This is a genomic window from Streptomyces sp. CO7 (assembly GCF_053474865.1).
The window spans coordinates 303,497-307,277 of sequence record NZ_JBRIOU010000008.1 but is presented as its reverse complement, the minus strand read 5'-3'; the positions used below and the strand labels follow the sequence as shown (position 1 = coordinate 307,277).

The 3,781-nt window shown below is 72.3% G+C and carries 3 protein-coding genes; all 3 read left to right on the top strand.

Annotated features, from left to right (window positions below; translation table 11 throughout):
* On the top strand, window positions 1–2,083 hold a 2,083-nt coding region (locus ACOV8S_RS26305), incomplete at its 5' end, for an FG-GAP-like repeat-containing protein (RefSeq protein WP_448320756.1).
* 334 nt (window positions 2,084–2,417) lie between these two features.
* The gene (locus ACOV8S_RS26300) at window positions 2,418–2,621 is read left to right on the top strand and encodes a cold-shock protein (RefSeq protein ID WP_043247736.1); all 204 of its coding nucleotides are present in this window, start codon (window positions 2,418–2,420) and stop codon (window positions 2,619–2,621) included.
* Between the two features lie 105 nt (window positions 2,622–2,726).
* Window positions 2,727–3,596 (top strand): NAD(P)H-binding protein, encoded by an 870-nt coding sequence (locus ACOV8S_RS26295; protein ID WP_448320754.1) that lies wholly within the window; start codon window positions 2,727–2,729, stop codon window positions 3,594–3,596.
* Window positions 3,597–3,781: the final 185 nt, after the last annotated feature.

Genomic DNA, 3,781 nt, shown 5'->3' with positions numbered 1-3,781 from the left:
CACCGAGCCGGCCCCGGAGAACACCGAGCCCGCCCCCGCGACCACGGAGCCCGCCGGGGAGACCACCTCGCCGGTCGCCGAGCCGACCGGCTCGCCCTCGGCGACGCCGTCCGGAACGGCGCCGACGAAGCCGGCCGCGCCCCCGTCCACCGTCACGCAGCCCCCGATCATCAGCCGGGCGCAGTGGGGCGCGGACGAGTCGAAGGTCGAGGACCCGGCCGAGTACATCGAGAAGGTCGACGCCGTCTTCATCCACCACACGGTGGGCTCGAACAGCTACAGCTGCGCGCAGTCCGCGTCGCTGGTGCGCGGCGTGATGGAGTACCACGTCAACGTCGAGGAGTGGAACGACCTCGGCTACAACTTCCTGGTCGACAAGTGCGGCCAGGTCTTCGAGGGCCGCGCCGGCGGCGTCGACCTCCCGGTCAAGGGCGCCCACACCTACGGCTTCAACAGTTACTCCACCGGCATCGCCTTCCTCGGTGACTTCGAGGGCGTCGACGGCCACACGGTCGGGAAGCCGACCCGTGCCGCGCTGGAGGCGGCGGCCCGTGTCGCCGCGTGGAAGCTCGGCCAGTACGGCGGCAACCCCACCGGCAAGGTCACCCTGGAGGCCGGCGGCGACACCGGCGTCTGGAAGACGGGCGACCAGGCCACCCTCAACGTGATCTCCGGTCACCGCGACGCGTTCGCCACCGCCTGCCCCGGTGCCACGCTGTACTCCAAGCTCGGCGAGATCCGCCGGATCGCGGCGAGCCCGCTGCGCAACGCGGCCGTCCCGACCGCCGACTTCAACCGTGACGGCATCACCGACCTGGTGGCCGGCGTCCCGCGCTCCTCGAGCAGCGCGGGCAGCGTCGTGGTCGTCCCCGGTTCGACGGACGGTCCCGACGGGCCGCTGCGCAAGGTGATCTCGCAGAGCACCGCGGGCGTCACCGGCGCCTCCGAGGCCGGCGACAACTGGGGCGCGGCCGGCGCCTGGGGCGACATCGACGGGGACGGTTACGCCGACCTCGTGGTCGGCGCGCCGGGCGAGGACACCGACGCGGGCGCCGACGCCGGAGGCCTCGTCGTCCTCCACGGCCCGGCCCTGACCGCCCGCACCGCGGTCGTCACCGACCCCGTCGCCAAGGCCGGCGCCAAGCTGGGCGGCACCGTCGCGGTCGGCGACTTCGACGCCGACGGCACGGCGGACGTGTTCGCGGCCGGCACCGGCAACGGCGGCGTCTGGAGCACCAGCCTCAGCGGCAAGGGCACCCAGAAGGGCACGCTCACCAGCGCCACCGGTGCCGTCGCCTACCTGGACTCGGCGACCGGCGACTTCAACCGCGACGGCTACGCCGACGTGGCGCTGAACTACCGCGACCAGTCCTCCGTCGGCCGGGTCACCTGGTTCAAGGGCTCCGCGGCCGGTCTGGTGAAGGTCAGCGTCCTGTCCGTCAAGGGCGGCCGCTCCATCGCGGCGGGCGACGTCAACGGCAACGGCTACGACGACATCGTCATCGGCCAGCCGTACACGGCGGAGTCCGGCGCCATGGCCGGCGGTCAGGTCACCGTCGTGCCGGGTACGTCCACCGGCTTCACCACCACCGGGATGAAGACCGTCCACCAGGACACCACCGGCGTCCCGGGCACCGGCGAGAGCGGCGACGCCATGGGCTGGTCGGTGTCGGCCGGCGACTACAACCTGGACGGTTACGCCGACGTCCTCACCGGCGCCCCCCGCGAGGACATCACCCGCAGCGGCAACCGCGCCGACGCGGGCATGGTGTTCCTGCTGAAGGGCAGCTCCTCCGGCCTCACCGGCACCGGAGCGCTCGGCTACAGCCAGGACACGGCGGGCATCAGCGGCTCGACCGAGGCCAACGACCGGTTCGGCTCCTCGGTGGTGCTCCAGGACCTGTCGGGCTGGGGCCGCGCGGACCTGGCCATCGGCGCCGAGGGGGAGGACGCCTACAACGGCACCGTCTTCCAGATGGACTCCGGCGGCTCCGGGGTCTCCACCGAGGGCGGCGTCTACTACGGCCGCTCGGTCCTCGGCACTCCGGCCGCGGGCTACCTGGGCCAGACCCTGCAGCCGTAGCGGTGACGGCGTCGCGGCGTGAGCCGTGACGAACCGGGCCGGGCCGGGCAACGACCTTCGGGGCGTTACCCGGCCCGGCGCTTTTTATTCCACTTCCCGCATGAATTTCCGTACAGTTTTTGCGGCGACTTCCCGCCATGACGGCTCGACTTTTCGCAGGACCCCTGTGCTACGGTGGTGACCAGTTGCAGTTTTGGTTACCAGAGACTTCTTGAGTGCTCTCAGACGACCTTTACGTCTACGGGAGCACTCTTTTGTATTTCCGGACATTGCCAGAGCAGCGACCCCGGGGCCACGAGGTGTGGTCTCGGAAACTGCCCAGAGGGAGATTCACATGGCATCCGGCACCGTTAAGTGGTTCAACGCGGAAAAGGGCTTCGGCTTCATCGAGCAGGACGGCGGCGGCGCCGACGTCTTCGCCCACTACTCGAACATCAACTCCTCCGGCTTCCGTGAGCTGCAGGAGGGCCAGCGCGTGAACTTCGACGTCACGCAGGGCCAGAAGGGCCCGCAGGCGGAGAACATCACCCCCGCCTGACGCGTACCGCGCTCCGCGCACCACGCATCACAGGGCCGGGCCCGCACTCCTCGTGAGTGCGGGCCCGGTCTGTTGTGTGCCGGACGCGCAGGGGATGCTGGTGCCATGCGCATGGTCGTGACCGGGGCCACCGGTAGCTTGGGCACGCTGGTGATCGAAGGGCTGCTGGAGAGGGTTCCGGCGGACCAGGTGGTCGCGGTGGTGCGGGACAGGGAGAAGGGTGCGGCGCTCGCCGCACGGGGCGTGCGGCTGACGACGGCCGACTACGACGCCCCGGACACCTTCCACGGCGTCTTCCGCGCCGGCGACCGGGTCCTGCTGGTCTCCGGCAACGACGTGACCGCGGACCGCCTCGCGCAGCACCGCACGGTGGTCGACGCGGCCGCCACGGCGAGGGTGGGACTGCTGGCGTACACCAGCGTGCCGGGCGCGCTGCAGGCCCGGCTGGCCGACGCCCACCGGCGCACCGAGGGCCTGATCCTCGCCTCCGGTCTGCCGTACACGCTGTTGCGCAACAACTGGTACACCGAGGCGTACACCGAGCAGCTGCCGCTGGTGCTGTACCTGGGCGCCGTGGCCCGGGCCTGCGCGGACGGACGCGTCGCCTCCGCCTCCCGGGCCGACTACGCCGCGGCGGCCGTGGCCGTGCTCACCGGCCGGGACCACGAGAACCGCACGTACGAGCTCGGCGGCGACACCGCGTGGAGCCTGGCCGAGTACGCGGCCGAGGTGAGCCGCCACGCCGGCCGGGAGGTCCCGTACCGGGCGCTGACCTTCGACGGCTACCTCGCCCACCTGATCACCGCCGGGCTGCCCGCGCCGGCGGCCGAACTGCTCGCGGGCGCGGACGTCTCGGTGGCCCGCGGCCAGCTGGCCGCGACCCCCGGCGCCCTGTCCCGCCTGATCGGCCGCCCGACGACCCCGATGCACCGCTCCGTCGCCGAGGCCGTAGGGGCGCTCGCCACCGCGGGGTGAACGGGGCGGGGCGACTCGCCCGGACCCCGCCCCCTCCCTCGCACCCCGTGCCGCAGATGCGGGCAATGGGCCTTGCGAACGCTGGCATTCGCGGCGGGAGGTGCCATAGGTTGGCGCACATGCGTGAGTACTCCATGGCTCGGGCGGCCCGGTTGCTGGGGGTCAGTGCCGACACGGTGCGGCGG

Excerpts from the sequence above, each read along its gene's own strand:
- ACOV8S_RS26300 (WP_043247736.1), top strand. The coding sequence starts at position 2,418 with ATGGCATCCGGCACCGTTAAGTGGTTCAACGCGGAAAAGGGCTTCGGC.
- ACOV8S_RS26295 (WP_448320754.1), top strand. The coding sequence starts at position 2,727 with ATGCGCATGGTCGTGACCGGGGCCACCGGTAGCTTGGGCACGCTGGTG.